The organism is Candidatus Dependentiae bacterium, assembly GCA_040878395.1.
Classification (GTDB): Bacteria; Babelota; Babeliae; order Babelales; family Vermiphilaceae; genus JAKBEL01.
In genome coordinates this window covers 42,610-64,109 of record JBBDMI010000006.1, presented here as the reverse complement: position 1 = coordinate 64,109, position 21,500 = coordinate 42,610, and the positions used below count along the sequence as shown (strand labels likewise).

General features: G+C 34.2%; 23 protein-coding genes. 12 read left to right on the top strand and 11 right to left on the bottom strand.

All coding sequences use genetic code 11. From position 1 onward, the window contains the following. Positions 1–16: 16 nt before the first annotated feature. Both WD055_02460 and WD055_02455 read left to right on the top strand, forming a co-directional pair. The gene (locus WD055_02460) at positions 17–1,219 is read left to right on the top strand and encodes a glycosyltransferase family 4 protein (protein MEX0849066.1); all 1,203 of its coding nucleotides are present in this window, start codon (positions 17–19) and stop codon (positions 1,217–1,219) included. Beyond that, positions 1,216–2,229 carry a glycosyltransferase family 4 protein gene (locus WD055_02455; GenBank protein MEX0849065.1) on the top strand — a complete coding sequence of 338 codons (1,014 nt, stop codon included), beginning with the start codon at positions 1,216–1,218 and terminating at the stop codon, positions 2,227–2,229. The genes WD055_02460 and WD055_02455 overlap by 4 nt, the downstream gene beginning before the upstream one ends. Before the next feature lie 329 nt (positions 2,230–2,558). Here WD055_02455 and WD055_02450 read toward each other — a convergent pair whose 3' ends face one another. Beyond that, entirely contained in the window at positions 2,559–3,899 is a 1,341-nt protein-coding gene (locus WD055_02450) for an oligosaccharide flippase family protein (GenBank protein MEX0849064.1), read from the bottom strand. Between the two features lie 76 nt (positions 3,900–3,975). On the opposite strand from WD055_02450, the gene WD055_02445 reads away from it, so the two are divergent. The 4 genes from WD055_02445 to WD055_02430 all read left to right on the top strand — a co-directional run bounded on the left by WD055_02445 (position 3,976) and on the right by WD055_02430 (position 7,228). Next, a complete protein-coding gene (locus WD055_02445; protein ID MEX0849063.1) occupies positions 3,976–4,791 on the top strand; it encodes a methyltransferase domain-containing protein in 816 nt (271 codons plus the stop codon). 44 nt (positions 4,792–4,835) lie between these two features. Then, a complete protein-coding gene (locus WD055_02440) occupies positions 4,836–5,048 on the top strand; it encodes a hypothetical protein (protein MEX0849062.1) in 213 nt (70 codons plus the stop codon). A gap of 13 nt (positions 5,049–5,061) precedes the next feature. Then, positions 5,062–6,453 (top strand): hypothetical protein, encoded by a 1,392-nt coding sequence (locus WD055_02435; GenBank protein MEX0849061.1) that lies wholly within the window; start codon positions 5,062–5,064, stop codon positions 6,451–6,453. A gap of 289 nt (positions 6,454–6,742) precedes the next feature. Further along, positions 6,743–7,228 carry a GNAT family N-acetyltransferase gene (locus tag WD055_02430; GenBank protein ID MEX0849060.1) on the top strand — a complete coding sequence of 162 codons (486 nt, stop codon included), beginning with the start codon at positions 6,743–6,745 and terminating at the stop codon, positions 7,226–7,228. On the opposite strand, the gene glyA is transcribed toward WD055_02430, so the two are convergent. Further along, positions 7,225–8,505, bottom strand: a complete 1,281-nt coding sequence (glyA, locus tag WD055_02425) for a serine hydroxymethyltransferase (GenBank protein ID MEX0849059.1) — start codon at positions 8,503–8,505, stop codon at positions 7,225–7,227. The genes WD055_02430 and glyA overlap by 4 nt on opposite strands. 67 nt (positions 8,506–8,572) lie before the next feature. Continuing rightward, positions 8,573–8,827 (bottom strand): hypothetical protein, encoded by a 255-nt coding sequence (locus WD055_02420; protein ID MEX0849058.1) that lies wholly within the window; start codon positions 8,825–8,827, stop codon positions 8,573–8,575. A 192-nt stretch (positions 8,828–9,019) separates the two neighbouring features. On the opposite strand from WD055_02420, the gene efp reads away from it, so the two are divergent. The 4 genes from efp to WD055_02400 all read left to right on the top strand — a co-directional run bounded on the left by efp (position 9,020) and on the right by WD055_02400 (position 11,287). Beyond that, positions 9,020–9,589 (top strand): elongation factor P, encoded by a 570-nt coding sequence (gene efp / locus WD055_02415; protein MEX0849057.1) that lies wholly within the window; start codon positions 9,020–9,022, stop codon positions 9,587–9,589. A gap of 11 nt (positions 9,590–9,600) precedes the next feature. Further along, a complete protein-coding gene (nusB, locus tag WD055_02410) occupies positions 9,601–10,086 on the top strand; it encodes a transcription antitermination factor NusB (GenBank protein ID MEX0849056.1) in 486 nt (161 codons plus the stop codon). 87 nt (positions 10,087–10,173) lie between these two features. Beyond that, complete coding sequence (locus tag WD055_02405; protein ID MEX0849055.1) at positions 10,174–10,800, top strand: rhodanese-like domain-containing protein; 627 nt, start codon at positions 10,174–10,176, stop codon at positions 10,798–10,800. 19 nt (positions 10,801–10,819) lie between these two features. Continuing rightward, the gene (locus WD055_02400; protein ID MEX0849054.1) at positions 10,820–11,287 is read left to right on the top strand and encodes a hypothetical protein; all 468 of its coding nucleotides are present in this window, start codon (positions 10,820–10,822) and stop codon (positions 11,285–11,287) included. Between the two features lie 88 nt (positions 11,288–11,375). Here the strand turns inward: WD055_02400 and WD055_02395 are convergent, their stop codons facing one another. The 6 genes from WD055_02395 to WD055_02370 form a co-directional block, all read right to left on the bottom strand. After that, entirely contained in the window at positions 11,376–11,891 is a 516-nt protein-coding gene (locus WD055_02395; GenBank protein ID MEX0849053.1) for a hypothetical protein, read from the bottom strand. A gap of 3 nt (positions 11,892–11,894) precedes the next feature. Continuing rightward, a complete protein-coding gene (gene ndk / locus WD055_02390; GenBank protein MEX0849052.1) occupies positions 11,895–12,428 on the bottom strand; it encodes a nucleoside-diphosphate kinase in 534 nt (177 codons plus the stop codon). Positions 12,429–12,526: 98 nt separating this feature from the next. Further along, positions 12,527–12,931: a nucleoside-diphosphate kinase gene (gene ndk / locus WD055_02385; protein MEX0849051.1), complete on the bottom strand. Its 405-nt coding sequence runs from the start codon at positions 12,929–12,931 to the stop codon at positions 12,527–12,529. A 2-nt stretch (positions 12,932–12,933) separates the two neighbouring features. Further along, the gene (locus WD055_02380) at positions 12,934–14,727 is read right to left on the bottom strand and encodes a 30S ribosomal protein S1 (GenBank protein MEX0849050.1); all 1,794 of its coding nucleotides are present in this window, start codon (positions 14,725–14,727) and stop codon (positions 12,934–12,936) included. Positions 14,728–14,888: 161 nt separating this feature from the next. After that, entirely contained in the window at positions 14,889–16,136 is a 1,248-nt protein-coding gene (locus WD055_02375; protein MEX0849049.1) for a hypothetical protein, read from the bottom strand. Between the two features lie 56 nt (positions 16,137–16,192). Continuing rightward, on the bottom strand, positions 16,193–17,425 hold the full coding sequence (locus WD055_02370) for a hypothetical protein (protein MEX0849048.1): 1,233 nt from the start codon (positions 17,423–17,425) through the stop codon (positions 16,193–16,195). A 191-nt stretch (positions 17,426–17,616) separates the two neighbouring features. Here WD055_02370 and WD055_02365 point away from each other — a divergent pair, with 191 nt between their 5' ends. Continuing rightward, positions 17,617–18,678 (top strand): HD domain-containing protein, encoded by a 1,062-nt coding sequence (locus WD055_02365; GenBank protein ID MEX0849047.1) that lies wholly within the window; start codon positions 17,617–17,619, stop codon positions 18,676–18,678. Here the strand turns inward: WD055_02365 and WD055_02360 are convergent. Beyond that, on the bottom strand, positions 18,593–19,456 hold the full coding sequence (locus tag WD055_02360; protein MEX0849046.1) for a hypothetical protein: 864 nt from the start codon (positions 19,454–19,456) through the stop codon (positions 18,593–18,595). The genes WD055_02365 and WD055_02360 overlap by 86 nt on opposite strands. 56 nt (positions 19,457–19,512) lie before the next feature. After that, positions 19,513–20,133 carry a hypothetical protein gene (locus tag WD055_02355; protein ID MEX0849045.1) on the bottom strand — a complete coding sequence of 207 codons (621 nt, stop codon included), beginning with the start codon at positions 20,131–20,133 and terminating at the stop codon, positions 19,513–19,515. 209 nt (positions 20,134–20,342) lie between these two features. Here WD055_02355 and WD055_02350 point away from each other — a divergent pair, with 209 nt between their 5' ends. Then, entirely contained in the window at positions 20,343–21,353 is a 1,011-nt protein-coding gene (locus WD055_02350) for a hypothetical protein (protein ID MEX0849044.1), read from the top strand. The last annotated feature ends 147 nt before the right edge of the window (positions 21,354–21,500 follow it).

Sequence of the window (21,500 nt, the reverse complement as noted above, 5' to 3'; positions counted from 1 at the left end):
AGTTAAGAGAGTGTATATGCAAAATAAAAAAAAACGCATAATATATCTTCGCACCGATCTTGGCACAAAAGATCTTATTGGTGGCGGTTCAGTTGCGCATACGTTGGGTGTTATCAATGGCTTGAATCAACTTGGACATGACCTGTTTATTGTAAGTTCTGCGATGCATAAATTGCTGCAGCATGCGATACAGAATGTAACGTTATTGCATATGCCAGCATGGCTAAAGCCGTTTGGTTTTAAATTAAATGCGCTCATTTCAAATATCATCTTTTATTTGAAATCAATAAAAATTATCAAAAAGAACAATGTTAATCTTATTTATCAGCGTTATAGTATGCTCAATTGTGTTGGCGTATGGTTAAGTGCTTCATTTAATATTCCCTTGTTCTTAGAATTTAATGGATCAGAAGTTTGGGTAGATAAGCATTGGTCAAAAGGGCGTAAGCTGCATTTATCATGGTTGATTGAAAAAGTTGAAAAATTTAATTTAAATCATGCCGATACTATAATAGTTGTTTCTCAGGTACTCAAAGAGCAGTTGATAGATCGTGGAATTGATGAACAAAAAATAAAAGTTAATCCTAACGGTGTTGATATTAACCAATTTAATCCACATATATTACATGATGAACGTATGGCATTGCGCAAAAGTTTAAACATACAAGATCGATGTGTATTTGGATTTTCAGGTACTTTTGGTCCGTGGCATGGGGTTGAGTTATTAGGTGATATTATTCCACGTGTTGTCAGAAAAAATAAGAATGTGCATTTTTTATTAATTGGTGACGGATTATTAAGAAAAACATTATATACAATGCTCAAGTATGAAAATGTGCTTGATAATGTAACATTCGTCGGCATGATTAATAGTGAACAGGTGCCGGCATATTTAAGTTCCTGTGATGCATTTTTATGCCCAACACAAAGTAATCGTGACGGCACTCGATTTTTTGGTTCACCAACAAAACTTTTTGAATATATGGCGATGGCAAAACCGATAATTGCATCTGATATTGAGCAATTAGCAGAATTGTTGTATGAACAAAAGAAGGATCATTTGTTGATTGCTCCTGATGATATAGATGGTTTTGTCCATGCAATTGAGCATGTTGTCAATATGCAATTGGCGCAAAGAAATGAAATTGGCAATAGATTGCAGCAGCAAGTGATACAAAACTTCACTTGGAAATCGCATGTTGAGAGATTTTGTAAATGAATGTATTAAAACATCAGTATACAGATGATATATGTAACAGACGAATTGCAGTTTTGGGGCCAACACCACCGCCCTTGGGCGGTGTTTCAGTTCATGTGCAACGTGTAATTGCAAAACTTAAAAAGCAGGCAAATCATGTGATACATTTCAATACCTGTCGAGAGTTTCGCTATCGTTTTTTTTATGTTTATTTGTTGCATCTCTTTTATTTTTTAATGAAATATAAACCGCATGAATTGCATTTGCATACATTGTATTTAAGCAATGGATTGCGTGAATTACGTTTTATTGTGTGGTTGAAAAAAATATTAACCTTTGATGTTGTATTGATTGAGCATGACTGTCGATATCTGTATAAACAGTCAAAAGATTGGAAAGACAGTTTAAACCGATTAATGCCGTATATACAAAAACATATATATATTGGTTCGCGCACTGCACAAAGTTATCAGCAAAGTAGTATTATGCCTGCACGAATAACTACTATTGAATCTGCATTTTTACCTCCCGATGAGAAACGAGAAAAAGCTATTATACAGACCTATCCCAAAGAGATATTCAATTTTATTGCAGAACATGACCATCTGTTGTTGGGTAATGCTTTTGCGTTATCACTTATTGATGGAAAAGATTTATACGGTTTTGATCAGTCTATTGATGCACTTTCTCAATTGCGTAAAAAAGATATGCATGTCGGTTTGATTTTTGTTTTGGGTCAAATGGGTGATAAAGATTATTTTGCGCAATGTATGCAGCGGATTGAGCAGCTTGAATTACAAAATCATATCTATATTTTATCCGGACAAAAAGAGCTCTGGCCATTACTGAAAAAAGTGGATGTTTTTGTGCGCCCTACATTGAGTGATGGTGCAAGTGTCAGCATTGAAGAGGCCTTGTGGTGTGGTAAACCGGTAGTGACTACTGATGTATGTTGGCGCCCTAAAGAGGCATTGCTTTTCAAATCAGGCGATGTTAATGATTTTGTGCGAGCCTTGTCTCAATTATTTTAACTAAAGGCTTCAAGCAGTTGTTTGAGAATGATATGTGCAGAAGTTCTGGGAGTTAAGGGTAAATGTGGTGAATTTGGTTTTCCGTAATGTTGTTCTATATAATCAGAAGTTACTTGAGGGGTATTGGTAAAGGCGGTACTTTTGGTTTATTAGGAGCGGTGTGAGAACATAAAATGTTACCGTATATCATAAGAGCATGGATGAATAAAAGGTAATGGTGAGATTTCATACCAGATCCTTCAATGTTAATTGATGAGTATAATTCTTTACTCGTATTACTACCTCATTTTCTTTGAGTATGAACCGAATGAATCTTGATGTAAACAGCCCTATTTATGCATAGTTAAATTTGAGTAAAGGCATAGTTTTTTGTTGTATAGTAGTGTGATAAGAAAATACATAACATATGAAATTAATGTGGCAATCACGCATCCATAGATAGAAAAGTAAGGAACAAGTAATATGTTAAGCACAATATTTAAACTTGCAGGCAGTATAAGTACGAAGCCTAAAAAACGACTTTTTTTATGATACTGTATTAAGCAGTTTAAAAAATGAGTTCCTAAATAAAAAACAGATCCGATTAATAAAAGACCCATATAATTAATCGCTTCATGAAATTTGAGCGGTATTAACCAGTATAAAATGGATTTAGTACAGCCAAATCCAATAGAAAGGATTAAAAAACTTGCACACATACAAAACCACATGATCTTTTTATTTTCTTGTTCAATAGCAAAGATTCGGTTTTTTTGTGTGTGAAATGTATTAAGTAGGTGTGGCATATACGATCCGGTAATAGCATATAAAAGTATCATATTAATTAGTTGTGTTAATGTGTTTGCTAATGAGTAAATGCCGACATTATGCATAGATGAAAGATGTGCCAAAACCCATCGATCTCCCGATGCTAATAAGGTGCCAAATAACATGCTGGGAATAAATGGTAATCCATACCAAATGTATGAGTTCATTGTATATATAGTTCGTTTTGCATTTATTGGCATATATATGTGGTACTTATAATATGTTCTGATAGCAATTGCTATTACGCAGGTCATACCAATTGCTTGACCTAATAAAATGCTTATTAATCCCCATTGCATAATACAAAGAAAAAAAAGATTGCATACAATTATGAGCAATGCAATTAAAGATTGTATTTTAGTCAGCAGCCAGGCTTTTTGTCGATATTGTAATAGTTGATAAAAAAGCTCAACAAAAAAATATATAAAAGAGATAAATAGGCTTAATATAAGCAATGTATGTGAGGATTCATTTGCAAAGATGAGTTGATTTACAAAGTTAAGTTGCCAGAGTATGATGCATACAATAGTTACCGAAATGAACGTATATAAAGATATAATGTCATGAATCAAATCAATTTTTTGTTGTCGATTGTATTCAAAGTAAAATAAGGGTAATGCTTGGCGTAAACCAAGGCCTAAACAAGCTGATAATATGCTGATAAAACTATTTGCTAGTGCAAGTAAACCATAATCTGTTGGTGATAGCATATGCATAGTGATGGGAGCGAAGATGAGCGAGATGCCACGAGTGAACAGTGTGCCAAATGAAAAAACAAAAAATTGCATAATGATAGGGCGATATTTTTTTACTTCCTGAAGAATATGGTATGCTCCAGAAAAGATTGGTTTAGTGAAATGCATATAACATCCTTTGATTATGTATGTAAAATAGCATAGCACAACAAATGTTTATAGGCATAAAAAAGGAATTAGAATAATGAAAGATGAGCAATTAAAAAGTCAAGTGAAAGCCTATTGGAATAAGGCTAGTTGTGGGACTGAGTATATTTTAAAAGAAAAATATACGTTAGCTTATTTCCAAGAAATTGAACAGCATCGTTATACTATTGAGCCGGAAATTTTTTCATTTGCACAATTTCCTCGCTGGCATGGCAAAGAGATGTTGGAAGTTGGTATTGGTGCGGGAACTGATTTTACGCAATGGGTTAGATCAGGTGCAGTTGCACATGGTATTGATTTAACACAAGAGGCAATTTATAATACGCAAAAACGTTTATCTCTTTTTGGATTATCAGCAAAAGAAGTTAAAGTTGCCGATGCCGAGCATATTCCCTATCAAGATAATCGGTTTGATTTAACCTACTCTTGGGGTGTTATTCATCATTCACCTGATATGGAGCAATGTTTATCAGAAATAATTCGTGTAACCAGGCCTGGTGGCACTATTAAATTGATGATATATAATAAACATTCATTGTTTGCTTTTTATCGTTATCTTTTGGCAGGATTATTTAAAGGTAGGCCTTTTGCCAAATGGGATGATATTTTATTTGATCATCAAGAAAGTCCGGGAACAAAGGCATATACATCAAAAGAGATAAAGAAAATGCTCAAAAAGTATCCGGTAACGTTACAATTGTTAAAAGCTCCTGCCACTAATCATGATTTATTGTTTTATAAATTAGGTGTATTTCGTTGGTTAGCTTATTGTGCTGCCTGCTTGTTAGGATGGAATAGAATTGGTTGGTTTATGATGATTGAAATGCAAAAAAATGAAAAGGAATATATATGAGGTATATTTTTTTATTGTTAATTTATATGTCTATAATGAATCCGATGGATGATTTGCTAGCGATGCTTGAGACAATGGAGGCTCAAGGTGTTGAAATTTATGAAAATCCACTCTTTGGTCGAACAGATCTCGATGTAGTCGATAGGAGTAAAGAGAACGGTTATGTTTCATCATCTCAAAGAGTTCATATTCGTGATATTTTATTGGAAATATCTGAGTTAGTTGAATCTTTAGGTGAACAAGATAACCTTGAATAAAAAGTAAATTATTATGAAGTCTACATTATTTAATACATATGCTTTATCGCTTGTAGGGTTATCTTTAATTGTTAATGTTATATTTTTGTTTATATATAATCCTCATGTTTATTTTGCAATAACACAAGTACATGGGCAAGTTGGCTATAATCTCATTAACTATGCTTCGGTGAAATTAAATCCTGCATTATCAGCTCATATAAAAGAAGAAATGCAAGAAAAGAATACGCTTATTGATTTTGATCAAATTAACAAGCTTGATTTTGAGGAACCGACAGCTTCTTTTCCCATCAATGATACTGTCGGTTATGGTGTGTTGTTAGGATTTCTATGGAAAATTACTCATTCGTTTAAATTCTTTGATATACAAATAATGCAGATTATTATCTTTTCATTATTGATGTTATTTTACTATCAAGTTGCTCTTTTATTATTCGGTAATAGAGGTGTAGCATTTTTGTGTGGTATTGCTCAATTGCTGTTTTTTCCTCTCATTGCATATAATCTTATGCCGGTTCGTGATGTGTGGGCTTATTATGGTTTGTTGATGCTGGTATATGGCATGTTGTCTTATCTACGTAATGCTATTTCAAAAGTTGGATTTTTTTCTTGTCTATTGTTTTTCATTATCTGTTTATGGATGCGGCCAACTCTGTTTCTATCAGTTATATTAGCAACATTTTTTTTATTAATTGTCCTGTATAAAAAACCTCAATATAAAGATAACATACTGTATGTTCTTGTTTCCACTTGGATTACTTGTTGCGGTTTGTTTTGGGTTCCTTTTATGAAATTCAATATGGATAATTATAATCGGTATGTTGTCAGTCCGGCAGGGCAAAGCATGCTGGAGGGATTGGGCGAAATTCCAAACAAATGGGGCCATGCATTAAATGATGAGTATGTGCGTGATTTTATTGGCACAAAATATGGATTGCAATATGGTACACCGGAATTTGACGAAGTTGCAATGCAAGAATTCAAACAAAATGTACGCGAAGAGCCATTGCATTATTTAAAAACATTATTGTATCGTTTACCGGATGTTTTATTGCCCGGTTTGCAATGGATTTTTTATGCACAATCGCCTTATGCGCATTGTGTTGGTATTAAGCAAAAATTGGTTTGCGCATTCAGTTCATTTGGTTCGGCAATACGTTTTTTGTTACGACAGCTTTATATGAGGCTATATTTGATAGTTGGTTATATAGGTTTGTTTTTATTATGGCGTGACAAAAAATATACAGCTTTATTTGTTATCTTAATCTGTTTATTGTCTGGCTTGAGCACTTTTCCTTCACATATTGAATATCGCTACATAGTCCCATTTTATTGGGTATTTTCATTTGGTGTGGGATATGCGATTCATATCTGTAAAATGTTCTTTTTCCAAGCGACTTTCTAGTCTTTCGATACGTATTAACTGGTGGATGCATTGGATCTAATAGAAGTGGAGTATCTTTAATCATCACATGTTTTTGCAACGTGAGATTTTTTTGAGATGAGCAAATAATGTTTTTTGTATTCATTAATTTTCAAAAAAATTGCATGATTTTATATATTAAATAGTAGTATATGTAAAAAATACTACGTCAATGAGTATTCTATATAGTTTTTAATAATATTGTTTATATTTCAATGTGAATTATAGTATCATTGTGGTAATGAAGGTTGTTTAATTATGGAGGGGTAAGATGAAAAATGGATGTTATGCTTTATTTATTTTAAGTTTAATGAATGGATTCATGTATGCTGAAGCATTAATTGAAGGTAAAGTGAGTAAAATTCCACGCACTATGGATTTTTATGTTTTTTACTTAAGAGATGAAAATGGAGTGAAGATTGGTGAAATACAGTTCAAAATATATGCGACTCGGGTAAAAAAAACAGATGAAGAAACCGTGACTAAAGTTGCCAATATTGATTTAATACGTGTAGATGAATCAAATAGGAATGCAGGCAACGGACAACGTTTATTAGAAGTTGCATTAAACAGAATGATAGCATCAGGTTGTACATTAATAGAGGCTCGCGTTGATGCAAACAATAAGCCATCATTGCATTTGTTCCAAAAGAATGGATTTAATAAAACAAAAATTACACCGCATTCATTGGGTGAATCCATTCTTTTGCAAAAAAATCTTGCTTCTCAAGGGCAACATACTAAAGCGGCCGGTTAAGCATTAAGCTGTTCACATACAGTATCATTGACCATATTTGTTTGTCGGTAAATAGGATACGTGTTGCATAATGTGGTAACACGCTCTTTTATTTGTGCAAGCTTATCTTCATTTTCGTGATGAGTAAGAGCTTGATTAATGTAATGTGCAATGTCGGCCATTTCCAATTCTTTCATGCCGCGTGTGGTAACTGCCGGTGTTCCAATGCGAATGCCGCTGGTTATCCATGGCTTTTCAGGATCAAATGGAATACAGCTACGGCTAATAGTTATACCAATTTTTTGTAATGCTTGCTCTGCTTGCAAACCATTGATGTTTTTTGATCGTACATCGACAATAAACAGATGGTTGTCAGTGCCACCTGAAACGATGCGCATACCAAATTCAGTCAGCTGTTTTGCCATCGCTTGGGCATTTTTAATTACCTGTTTTTGATAATTAACAAATTCAGGGGTAGATGCTTGGGCAAATGCAACCGCTTTTGCAGCAATAATATGCATAAATGGACCGCCTTGTGTCCCGGGCATAATTGCTTTGTCTATTTTTTGTGCCAGTTCTTTTTTGCACAAGATCATGCCACCGCGCGGGCCGCGTAATGTTTTATGTGTTGTTGTAGTGACAACATCTGCATGAGGAAATGGATTAGGATGCAAGTTTGCTGCAATTAATCCGGCAATGTGTGCAATATCGGCATGTAGGTATGCATTAACTTTTTTTGCAATGATACTTAAGCGCTCAAAGTCTATAATGCGGGAGTAGGCTGATGCACCACAAATGATAAGTTTAGGTTTGTGTTCAAGGGCTAATTGTTCAATCTCATCATAATCAAGTTGTTCAGTTTGCGGATTGACTTTGTATTGAACGCTTTTGTAAAATTGGCCTGAAAAATTTACTTTATGTCCATGAGTAAGATGTCCGCCTTCGGCTAAACTCATGCCTAAAATAGTATCACCCGGTTGTAGTAACGCAAAGTAAACTGCCATATTTGCTTGTGAACCTGCGTGAGGTTGTACATTTGCATGCTCAGCATTAAACAGTTTTTTTGCGCGTTCAATAGCTATATTCTCAACTTGATCAATTACCTGGCATCCGGCATAATAACGTTGGCCCGGATATCCTTCAGCATATTTATTGGTTAATACTGAGCCGGTAGCCTGTAAAACAGCAGGGGAAGTGTAATTTTCTGATGCAATGAGATTAAGTTCTTGTTCAAGTCGGTTTTGTTCAGCGGTGATCAGTTGGCTGATGATAGGATCTGCTTTATGTATATTTTTCATTCAATACCCTTTGTTTATGGTCATATTTTTATTGTATAGGGCATTTTGTAAAGGGTCAAATAAGGTTTTATTTGACCAAGGTTGGCTGTCGTCTTTCCAATCGAGCAAGCATGTGTAATGAGGCTGTTTTTTCAAAACAGTTATGTGGATTAATTACATTGCTGGTTTTGCGTCTTTCGGCGTTAAATCTTTGTTCAGATAAAAACTCTCCTGCAGGATCTTTGAGATTGCTTTGTGATATGTTTTTTTCAGGCGATGATGAGGTATTATCACCAAAACTAAGAGCAGGTAAAAAAAGTAAGAAAAAATATAAAACAAACATACTAATTCTCCTTAAAAGAATTAATTTACAGATATGATATTATCAAAATAATAACATATTAGATTGATTCAAGTCTATATTTATGAAAAATGTTGAAAAATTCCTTTTATTTAGCCGGATTGCATTGCAATTTTTGTATAGCTTTTTTATACTTAAAAGGTCCTATAAACCGCATTATTAAAAGGTATGTCTGTGATAGCTACTTCAGATTTTCGTAAAGGTTGTAAAATATTATTCCGAAACGAACCGTTCATGGTGCTTGACTATCAGCATGTCAAACCGGGAAAAGGCGGTGCATTTGTCCGTACAAAGATGAAAAACATGATTACCGGCTTAATGCATGAAGAAACGTTCAGATCAGGAGAAAAATTTCCAGCACCTGATTTAGAGTATCGTCAAATGCAATATCTTTATGAAGATAATGGTTTATATAATTTTATGGATCAAGAATCATATGAGCAAGTTGAATTAAATAAAAATCAAATTGAAGAAGTTCTTGATTATCTAAAAGAACAAGAAGTCTATACCATTTTAAATTTCAACGATAAACCGATTGGCACAACTCCTCCTTTATTCATGGAGCTTGAAATAACAGAGACTCCTCCGGGAGTACGTGGTGATACAGCTCAGGGTGGTGCAACAAAGCCGGCGACTTTAGAAACCGGTCTTGTGATACAGGTTCCTCTTTTTGTTAACGAGGGTGAGACTATTAAAGTTGATACGCGTGATGCAAAATATATTGAACGGGTAAAAAAAAGTTAGGGATAACATTTATGAGTTCAGGAATTAGGGGCGATGATTTTTTGTCGGATACAGAAGTATTGATGTATAGCGACTTATCTCGTCGAGAAATTCGTTCATTAATATTTCATTTGCTTTATGCGGCTGAAGGTCATTCATATGAAGATTCATTAGAGTCAATCGCAGAAAATATTACTCATGGTTTCGCTATAGAGATTCCGTTTGATAGTGAAGCATTCAAAACTGCTCAAGAAATTATTAATCATACAGATGAACTTGATATGGCGATTAAGCCATTTTTACAAAATTGGCGATTTGATCGTGTCGGTTTGTGTACTAAATTGATTTTACGTTATGCTATGTATGAAATAGAGCATTCAGATGTTCCATTGAATATTATTATTAATGAAGCGGTTGAATTAGCAAAATGTTTTTCAGAAAAAGATGCCTATAAATTTGTGAATGGTATTTTGGATGAAGCGGCTAAAGAGAGACGTCCTTCGACAATTTCAGAATAAAATAAATAAAAAGAAAGTCTAAATGCTTGGCTTTCTTTTTTCGTTCTTGTTACCTTGATTGTAGTATATTCATTAAAAGGAGAAAACATGAAAATGCTACAGTTTTTTCTTATCTGCCTATTAATTGTTCCTATTCATATTATTACAAAAGAGTGTAAAACATTAAGTCCGGCATTATTCCAAGTTCTAGAAGATGTTATTGATGATATTTATCATTTGGATACCAACGAGGTGCAAGAGATTGTACAACAAGATTTTGGCTGTATTCCGGAAATTTCAGCCGATGATTTAAAAGCAAAAATGGCAGCATCACAAGATCTTCTTGTGATCAATGTTCTTTCAGAAAAATGGTATCAGGATTGTCATATTGCAGGATCTATCAATGTTCCTTTGGATAAGTTAATTTATGAAATGCAAGATTGGGATCGTTCAACTGATATAGTTGTTTATTGTGCATTAGATGCATGTGATGCGGGTGAAAAGGCCTATATTTTATTGCGCTGTATGGGTTTTGAACATGTTGTTGATTATCCTGGTGGTATAAAAGATTGGTTCCAGTTGGGATATCCAATACAAGGCCCATGTGCTTCAGAATATTTACATGATCAAGAATGTAATCGTTGCTTATTCGAATGGGCATTTGATGATGCGTTTAAATCGATGTTACAAAAAACAAGATATATGAGATGTTTTAAAAGTAGATGTGGTCAATAATTAGCCGGGAGATGGTTTAATGAATATATTGGTAGTTTTTTATGCTTTGTGTGTACATGTAGGTGCACTATGTGCGGCGGTTCCTTTACAAACAGCTCATTTGGCTGATGTTGAGGCTATAAGTTGGTATCTTATTATTGCCGGATTTTTAGCAGAGCTGTTAATCATGTATTTGTTGTTATCGCATCGTGAATCATTGATTAAAATTTTAGGTGTTACGTTATTCATGAATGCGGTTTCAATCTTTATGAGTAGTGTTACTGTCTTTGGTGTGGATGCAACTGCAGCTTTGATACATTTGCCTGCGCTATTAACATTTATCTTGACCTATTTAGTTGGCGTTGTGACAAGTGTATTTGTTGAAGTTTTAATTGTACAAAAAATATTTTCACATGTTGATCGTGCGAAATTGATTATGTTTCTTACATTAGCGAATGTAGTGAGTATTGCTGCCGGTATGTATGGTGTGTGGATTACAAAGTTTTAATGATTTATTCATGATTATTTAATTATGAAAAGTGAGTTACTAAATTGAAGTTATAAAAAAAGGGCGAGAAAAGACTCTCGCTCTTTTTTTAATATCCTATGAGCCTAAGCAGTCTACTAATAACTGGAGACCAGTTTGAATCATGAGGTTCATTTTCAATCTTACTGACCAATGATTGTTCTTCTTGACTCATTTCAATAACTGTATGAGTTTCTTCCATATCAGATGTAGGTTGTTCAATTTTATGAGCGATAACATAGGAAACCGATCTGTTTTTTAGACGTCGTGCTTTTGCTGTAAGTTTTGTTTGTTTACTTTTTTTTGTGCCTGAATGATCTTTTAAAAAAATTGGATTTTCTTTATAAGTAACTGGAGGCGTTCCGTACTCATACCAGCGTCTTGTCTTTTGTGTGTCTTTTTTAGTTTTAATTGGTGGTGGCGAACAAGTAGGATCTAATTGCAGAAGGTTTTTGTTTTCATCAACACGTAATGGAATGCCATATTGGTCAAGCATTGCATTTAATTCTTTTAATGCTTGTTGTTCATTATCTGCACTATATGCATTCATGCAAAAAAATATCAAACAAAAAAAATAGTTTTTCATCGATTAATTCTCGTTTTTAAAAAAGAATGCAAGTTCACGTTTTGCAGCTTCCGGAGAATCAGAGCCATGTGCAGCATTTTGACTTTTATTTTCAGCAAACATTTTGCGTATGGTACCCATATTCGCTTGTACAGGATCGGTTGCACCAAGTAATGTACGCCAATCGGTAATCGCATTTTCTTTTTCAAGCATTAAAGCTATGACAGGTCCTGAGCTGATATAATCGACTAAATCGTTATAAAAAGGGCGTCCTTTGTGCTCAGTATAAAAATCTTCAGCCTGCTTTTTAGTGAACGTACGTTTTTCCATGCGAACAATGTTAAAGCCATTTTTTTCAATTAATGAAATGATCTGGCCTGCATCGCCTTTTGCGACTGCTTCCGGTTTGATCATAGCAAAAGTTTGTTCAATGGATGGAGCTGTTTTTACTGCGGTTTTTGTATTGTTGCTGTCAGTTTTATGTAATGTACAACTTTGAGCTTGAGTGGTAGAGGCAGCTAAAGTAAATGATAATAGTATTGCTTTAATAGTTTGCATGTTACAGTATCCTAATATGTTAAATGAGACTACAGTAAAAAGGGTAGGAACATTATTGTTCCTACCCTTTTTTTATTTACTATCTATTATGATCTCAATTATAGATCATTGAAAAAGAAGCGCAATTCTTGTGCTGCAGTTTCTGGTGCATCAGAGCCATGCGCAGCATTTTTGCCGATACTTTCAGCAAATAATTTACGAATAGTTCCTTCAGCAGCTTCTGCAGGATTAGTTGCACCCATTAAATCACGCCATGCTTTGATTGCATTCTCTTTTTCGAGTGCCATAACAATGACAGGGCCTGATGTAATAAACTCAACTAATTCATTAAAAAATGGACGTTCTTTATGTACAGCGTAAAATTCTTTTCCGTGATCAGGAGCCATTCTAAGCTTTTGCATACGCAAAATATTAAAACCATTCTCTTCAATCATGTTAATAATTTTACCGGCAATCTTTTTGCTTACTGCATCAGGTTTAATAATTGCTAATGTACGTTCCATTATTATTTATCCTCTTTATCGTCTTTACGTGCAGCATGTTCTTCAAGAGCGATTTGGAATTGGCTCTTTGTTTTTGATACAGCAGGTGCAGCTTTAGGAGTCTTTTTAGCGACTTTTTGTCTAGGAGCTCTTGCAGCAGGCGCAGCTTTGGTGTCAGCTTCAAGTTTTGGGCTTAAGCCAAGCTTGTGCTCATCTTTATTTACATTAACTACACGGTATTGATGTTTTTCACCAACTTTTAGAATCTCTTCAAGTTTGTCAACACCACGGTCAGCATATTCAGAAATATGTACTAAGCCTTCGATGCCACTTGGCAATTTAACAAAAGCACCAAAATTGGTAATTTTTGAAATTTCGCCATCGATGATTTTACCAACAGGGTATTGCTCTTCGATCAATTTCCAAGGATCGTCAGCAAGCTGTTTGATACCAAGAGATACTTTTTTGCTATCTTTATCAACACCAAGAATTACAGCTTCAACTTCACTGCCTCTTTTGTAGATATCGCCGGGATGTTCAATATGTTCAGTCCATGAAAGGTCAGAAATATGTACTAATCCGTCAATACCAGGTATGAGCTGTACAAAGATACCAAAATCAGTGATGTTGCTAATAGTTCCTTTAATTGTGTTACCAACTTTGAACTGTTCAGCAATAGCTTCCCATGGATTTTTTGCAAGTTGTTTAATACTTAATGACATACGGCGGTTTTCTTTATCAAGTGAAACCACAAGCACTTCAACTTCGTCACCAACTCTGAACTTATCACGTAGATCTGCAATGCGATCGGTCCATGAAATTTCAGAAATATGGACAAGGCCTTCAATGCCTTTAGCGATTTCAACAAAAAGGCCATAATCGGTAATGCTAGAAACTTTACCTTTGATTTTAGCGCCTTCTTTGAGACTGTCGCCCATTTCTTCCCATGGATTGTCGCTTAATTGTTTCAAGCCAAGAGAAATTTTTTCGTTGTCTTTATCGAATGATAATACTTTAGTTGTAATTTGATCGCCGATTCTTACCAATTCACTTGGATGTGAAATGCGACCCCAAGTCATGTCAGTGATATGAAGTAAGCCGTCTACACCACCGATATCGATGAATACACCATAATTGGTGATATTTTTAACGATACCTTGAATGGTTTGACCTTCAGAAAGAGTATCAAGTATTTTCTTACGAGCTTCAGATCGTTGCTCAGAAAGATGCTTACGACGGGAAATAATTACATTCCCACGTTTTTGATTTACTTTAATGATATTAGCAGTAATGTTTTGGCCAACATATTGATCAAAATCAGTTACACGTTGTAAGTCGATTTGTGATCCGGGTAGGAAGGCCGGAATACCGATGTCTACACTCAAGCCACCTTTGACTTTATGAGTAACAAGACCTTGAACCGGTTTTTCTTCTTCGAACAATTTAATGATTTCAGACCAAGCTTTGAGCGCTTTGGCTTTTTCATAAGAAAGGACAACGTTGCCGTCGATACTTTCAAGTTCGTCTAGGATGACTTCAATTTCATCGCCAGCTTTAAGTTCTTTCAGTTCATGAGGACCGAATTCATAACGTGAGATAAGGCCTTCAGATTTGTAGTTAATATCAACTAAGACACCGTCTGGGGTTACTGAGATGACTTTACCAACTACAAGTTTGCCCGGGGACATATTTTCAAGAATGCCGTCATAGAATTGAGCAATCTCTTTTTGCATTTCCGGTGATATTTCTAATGAAAGATCTTCTGCAATCACATTAACTTTTGCAAATTGTTCCGGACGTATAAGTTCTTTTGACATTTGTTTTGAGCTCCATTGACCTGAATAGGTCAATACCTTAAGAAAGGGATGTTAAGAGGGTTAAAAATATAAATACATACGTAAATTAGAGTATCATTATTTTTATTTTTTGACAAATGTAGTTGAGTGAGAGGGCTTTTTGGTGTGCCCTCTCAGGATCTTTAATTTAAAAATTGACCTACTTGTTGTTGTAAGTATTGATTCCAAAGATTGTTTTGCGATATTAGGCAGCCATGTTTCTTCCATAGATGGGCTTTTGCAATGATTGCTTGCTGTTTTTTTTGTGCTTTTGATGGTTCTTGTGATAGATCAAAATTGATTTTGAGTAGAATTTTGTCCATGAGTGCTTTTTTCTTATTTTCAAAAGCTTGCAGTTTTGCTTTGTCTATTGCATTAAATTCATATATATCAAGGCCATTTCCTGGGATTAGCCCACAATCTTTGCTCAAAATAATGCAAAAATGGTAACCTTCTGTATATATATCCCAAGGTTTTTTTCTGAACGTATCTAATAGGTCTTGGATGTTAGCTACATTAGGTGTATTGTTAATGTAATTATAGGAAGCGTTGTAAAAACCTCCTGTTGATGGGTAAACTATTTTTTTAAGGAGATCCGGAGTCAAGGAGAACATTAATATGTGACCGTATGAAGTCAGATTTTTATGTTCTTGTTTCAAATAGTCTAGTTCTTTCTGGAACATAGTATAATATTTTTTAAGATTTAGCTTACTGAAGATGTGCTTTAGATTTAAATAATGAGGGATACCCATTGAACTATTATTTTTAAAATAACTAAATGAGTTTGTGGAGCCTTCATTGCAAAACAGCCCAAAGTTTGCACATAAAGCAAATTTTCCTGCTGTACTGTACCCGGTATTTTGTCCTTGGGATGAAAGTTGGCTGCGCATATGAATGTGTTTTTTTAAATCATTTTCTGTTAATGAGAGACTTCTAAATCGTGCAAATATGTATTTGCTAAAGGTTTTATTATGTAACTCTTGCCATAGAGTGGTATATATATCTTCAAGTAGGTTTAGTTCCCATGGTTGTGCATGTAAAAGCGTATATTTTCCTTTTTGCTGTTCTCGCAGTTCTTGTTCGATAAGACGATGGCACATATCGGATACAAGAGGATCTTGCAATTGCCAATGTAATTTATCATGAAAATGTTTTGCCAGATGAACTTCAGTTTGAGAGAGATGGTTGTAACTTTCTGCGGTATAATTATTGACGAGTGAGTTGTATTTTTTAATGTTCTTATGTTTATTGTTGTATCCATTGCGATGATATTGTGGTTGCTGATAAGGATTAGCTAAGAATGCTTTATATACATTACTTTCACTGTATAACGCATGCTGCCCAATGAAACATATATTAGTCCAAATAAAAAATTTTATTAAAGAATCCATTTATTTATAACCTTCCATTTAATTAATTAATTATTTATGAGTTGAGTGAAATAATATTAATAAAGTATCTTGACAACTGATTGCCAATACTGTGTGTTTGTTGATCCAAATGCTTGTGCAATAATGCTTTGCTTTATACGAGTAAATAATGCATCACGTTTTTTGCAAAAACTGCTCCATTTTTGTTGTTCTACGGGAGGAATACTATATACATAAATTCCATTGTTCGGTTTCAATGCACCATCTAAACTTAATATCATAGAGAACTCATTACGGTCCGAATTCATATATCCTGAATATTGATCCGCTAATGCATATGGATTTGTGCGAAGTAGATCTAGTACTTGTTTTACATTAGTAGTTTTTTTGCCATTAGCTAAGTTGAATTGTTGTTTGTTGCCGGTCCAGCTTATGTAGACCACTTTATTCAGCATTGAAGGGCTTATTGAAATCACTAATGGATGTCCATATTGTTGATTTTTTTGTTGAGTAAGCCTTTTATGGTTTTTTTTGAGTTGTTTCAGTTCATTTTTAAACGGTAGGTAATAATTTTCTAAACCTAAGTAATCAAATATATTAGAAATTTTTAACCATTTGCTGATACCATTTTCTGAATCGCCTTTAGCCATATATCGTGCAGAGCTTGAGCCGAACTGATTATTAAAAAGTGCATAGTTCAAAAACATTATATAATTTTGATTTGTTTTGCCGGAAGTGCCGCCGGCGTAATATCCGTGTGTGCCATGCTTGAGGTAATAAAAATGCTTTTTTTTATGTTTATTCAGTTTATCAATAAATTGTTGAGCATCGGAAAAATATAAATTTTTAAATCGTAAAAAGAGAAAGTCTTGAACATTGGTCTTTGTTATTGTTTTCCATAAAAAAGTATAGAGTTCTTCATAAAAATGGAGTATCCATGGTTGACCATGTACAAAGGTGTAGTTGCCTTTTTTTGCTTCTCTTTTTTCAATAGTAATAATGTCATGCATTACTTGACGTAAAACAGGGTCAGATTCAAAGGCTGTTAAATAGTTGACTGAATTCCATACATTCATGCGAATAGAATTTATTTTTTTTTGAGCGTATGTAATAAAATGGGCCTCTGTTTGTGACATATTATTTTTATGTTTTGTAAGTAAAGTTTGAGCTAGTTGATCGACATTTTGGTATGGTTGTGCATTCAGTAACGTTTCAATGATAATGCTTGGATTGGTGAGTGATTGAGTGCTGAATGTTGAGCAAAATTGAACTGTTAATGTAAGTAAGATCGTGATAAAACGATAAGTCATAAAAAAACCCATTTGAAATTATTGAGCTTGAGAGCTCTTAATAATAAACCGCCATATATATCAACATAATTCTTGCAGCAGAAATGTCAATTTTTTTGCATAAAACATTAAGTTGATCTTTATGCAAAAAAAAATTATTATGTTAGTATGACTTGAAATGGTTTAATAAACATATAAATGTGAGGTTTATAATGCAAAAAAGTTTTATTCCTATTTTTTCCTTATTAATGTTGTTTTTTTCTAATTTGGCTGTTCCAACCTATTGGAATAAAGACAGTCTTTGTTTTGTTCTGCCTTCATACATGCAAAATTTAAAAGACGAACTTACGGTAACAGTATCGAAAAAAGGACAAGTTGAAATTAATGTACCGAGAAAGGCTCCTTCTTATTGGCTTAAGCCAAGTTGTAGCCATTCAGACACAAAGATCGCCAATTTTTTTGCAAATGCCAATGTTAAACAAGCTGATAGTAAAGATTTTAAAAAATTAATCGGTATTATAAAAAAAGAATATCCACATTTAAAGGGACTGTATGAAAGTCCTTCTTATATTACTGAAGATCATAGCTTAGAGCAGCATACGCTTAATGTATTGAATCAATTTAATGAACAAAAGAAATTTTATTCCATCCATGCACCGTACTATAAGAAAATCACACATGATATGGAAAAACTGATGATAGCAACAATTTTAGTGCATGATATTGGCAAACCTTTGGGTGCGCGCAACGAGCAGCATAAACATACGGTGCCGATTGCCAAAGAAGCTCTCAAGCGATGGGGATTTACGCGTGTTGAGATAGATTTTGCTCTTACTCTGATTGATAATGATATTATAGGTGAGTTAGTTCAGCCAAAGTATAAGATGAAAGTAAAAGATGCATATAATACATTGTCTAAGTTAAGCTCAACAGTTGGGCTATCAATGAATGCATATTTTGAGATGCAAATGTTGTTTTTTGTTTCAGATGCTTCATCTTATCCATTTATAAGAGCTATGGCATTTACAGAGTGCAAAAAAAACAAGTCACTGTATCCAACAAGCAAGAAGTTTTGGAATCTTGCATTGAGTGTTAATAAAAAATGGTTGATTGCATATAAGTGTTTTATAGCTAAAAAAGATGCTTCTCAAAAAAAAGAAGTATCAGAAAAGCCAAAGCTAGTTTCCGCTAAAATTGCGAGTAATCTGGTGGCATTGAATTTAATGTTGCCTTTTGGGCCTGCAGTTGAACTTGATGAAATAGTTTCGTCTTGAAAAGTAAGAGTACCGTGCCAAAAAGTGCATTAATAAAGAATAAACTGCCATCCATAAAGGCTTCACTCAGCTGCGCAGGTATCAAATAATTGCTTATAAATAGATTTGAAATGAGTAAGATGATATAAACAAGGCCCATCCAGAATAAGCCTCCCATTATTTTTACCCCTTGTTTGGCACAATAGTAGGTTGATGTGCTGATGCTTTGCATTATATTAGCTTTGGTCAGTGTGAGTATAGGTAATACAAAAAAAGTTAGTATAAACCAAGTAGTACCGGCAGCAGAAACAACTGGAGTGATTATTTTTTGATCAATGGGTGAAAAGGTTAATAGTTGTACAGCAAAAGTGGCTGCAGTGACCAATAACGACCATTTTAATACCGTTGGCCATTTTTGTTTTGTGAGTGCATAGATTTCACTCATAGTTCTATATTCTTTGGTTAAAAATGTATGGGCATGAAAAATTAATGCAAAACTGAGCAGGGTGCGTAAAAAAATGTTAGTAAATATCGAAGCTAAAAATCCTAAATAAATTAATCCGCCACTTTGGGGGATAACATCAGCAAGCAAGTTTGTATTTGGTGTTTGAAAATCATTTGAAATTGATGCAATTCCTGTATGGCCAATAATATTATAGGCTATTACAAAAACAAATATATAAAGTGCTAGTAATCCTAAATAATAAAGGAGCAATACCGGGTGATGCCATAACATGGCAAAACTTTCGGCTGCTAAATGTAAACCATTTTTGAATCGATAATATATGTTTTTGAGCATTTTGTAGCTTCCTTATTTTTATTAATCTACAAAATACGTCAAAAAAGCGTCAATGGTTAATTTTTACACAAAAAATCATATACCATTTGTGTCCATGTTTCCATGCGGTCATAATAGGGCTTCATCTCATCCAGAGTGAGCATCTGACCGGATTTAAGTTCCGATTTTATTGTGATATTAGGGCTCTCACCTTGTACAAGAAGTACTAAACCTAAATGTACTTTGCCCACATCGTTTGAATCATCATTGAGGATTCCGATAGTTTCAAAGGCAGTACATCCGGTGTAGTGCACTTCTTCATGAAATTCACGAAATGCCCAATTGAACACGGAATCACTTTGCATATCTTCTTCACGCATGTGTCCACCAATCCCGAGAGAGAATTTATTTTTTAAGCGTTGTTCTGATGCTGCCGACTGCCGTTGCATTAAAAAGAAGCGATCAGCATAGTTAAACACTAAATAAGGAATAATCTGCTTGTAGGTTTGATCTTGTTCCATGAGCGAACGGGGCAAAAACTGTTTTTTTGTTTGAATTGCTTCCATCATGTCTTCAAGCGGCTCTTTTTGGAGTCCATTAAAAGGTGCATGTTGTGCAAAAATATCATCTCGTTTTACTACTAGAATGGTTTCATCGGTAACTTGAGGAGCTGTTTGTTTTGTTTTTTGTAATGCCATTGATTTTTCCTAAAATATATTATTTTTTTTCTACAGTTTAACGAACAAAACAGAATTTGTCAGTTTTCATATTTTGTAAAAAACAAAACTCTATATTTTTGCTTCATACAGTGAAAAGTGCTATAGTTCTGCCAGAATAAAAAAAGAGTTTAGTTGTAATGAAAGCAAGCAGGTAGGTTTTTAAATTCTTTTATTAAAGGTGCATTGTTATGCAACAAGTCATTGTTTATACAAAAAAAGTTTTTGTACTTTCACTTCTTTCAGTCTCGGCAGTTCATGCCGCACATTTGAGTAGGGTTTCACGTTTGGTGCCGGCAATGCAGAAAAGTTTATTGGCGCCCGGTCTTCGTAGTCAATTGGCTTTAAATGCGCAGCAAAGTTTATTAATGCCTGGGTCGAGTGTTAGTTTAAGATCTTATTCAGAAAAAAATAAACCTCAGGTTTCAGTTTCAACACATAGCCGTTTTCTTCCTAAATTAAGTTGGAGTGTATTATCAAATGAATCAAAGCAAAATGTTATTAAATCGACTTCTTTAGCCGCTTTTGCTGGTAGTGGATGTACTTCATTGGGTGCAGCAGTATTCCCAGAGGCAACAATGGGATGGTTGATGGCTGCTGCATTGGTAGGGTCAATTTCTGCTATAAAATATGGACGATCAGCTTATAGACAGATACCTGAATCAGAAATATTGAATCTCTATAAAAAATATTATGCGTTGCATTTGGAGTTTCAATCAATATTAAAAAACTCTTATTTTCAAGTTGTTACTAGAAAGCCTGATTTGGATCAATTGATTAATGAAGTTGAAAAAATTGGTTTGAATGAACATTGTCCTTTGGTAATGGCCTTTGAGCATTGGAAAACATTTAAAAAAAGGCTTGAAAGCATGGATGAAGATATTTCTGACATTCATGAAAAGCATGAAGCCTTGTCTGCAAAAGTTCACTCCTCTTTGATAGTACCACTTAAAATAGAGCTTTTTGACGATATTCCTTCATTACAAAATAAATTAGAAGTTGCTATGAATAGCATAAAACATAAGCCAAATTGGGCCGATCGAGTCAGTGCTTATAACGTGCAGCTTACTCGTGAAGCAGCAGAACGTACTGAGCAGGAAGCAAAACGTGCTAGATTAGCAGCAAAAAAAGCGGCATCGGATGCAAGTTTTGCATCTATAATGTCAATAATTGCTGTAATAAATTCTTTTTCTAGAAGATAGGATAAATTATATTTGATGTGTGCTGTGTGCCTTTCATTATAAATCCTAATGGAAGGCACCTTTGATATTAGCGGTAAATCTATACATTTAAGTTCATTTTTTCAGCAAATGCTGTGCTTGAGAGTGTTTCGATGCCGGTATTGGTGC